This is a genomic window from Streptomyces actuosus, assembly GCF_016921115.1.
Lineage (GTDB): Bacteria > Actinomycetota > Actinomycetes > Streptomycetales > Streptomycetaceae > Streptomyces > Streptomyces actuosus_A.
Window position 1 is genome coordinate 1 of sequence record NZ_JAFFZS010000248.1, and the last position, 412, is coordinate 412.

1 protein-coding gene is annotated in these 412 nt (G+C 40.8%); it reads left to right on the forward strand.

Going from position 1 to position 412, the window contains the following annotated elements:
* Nucleotides 1–107: 107 nt before the first annotated feature.
* Nucleotides 108–412: hypothetical protein (locus JS756_RS36255; RefSeq protein ID WP_438817372.1), on the forward strand; the 305-nt coding region annotated here is incomplete at its 3' end.

Sequence of the window (412 nt, forward strand, 5' to 3'; positions counted from 1 at the left end):
TTCTTATAGTTGCTGCAAGTGGTGTTGGAGTTGAGTAACTATTTAATAGTGTACAAGATATCTGCTCCTACCACTGAAGCCATCTTGATAAAGGTACTATTCAAAAATTGATGCTGCAGATGACAACAGATCATTTTCTGGTTAAGAGTGAATATTGCTGGATGCAGGAGGATAATGATAAACAGGACTTTGTGGATGAGATGTTTGAACATGATTCTGAGGATTCTACAGTGTGCAATTATATTAGTGACAAGGGTGAGGATGATAATGATGCTGAGGATGATAATGATGCTGAGGATGTTGAGGATGATGGGGGTGTCGAGGATGATGAGACAACACCCAAAGCTAACCATCTTCGTCCTCGTCGTGTTCAACATGAACCAGGACAATATCGTGCAATGATGGATGGCAC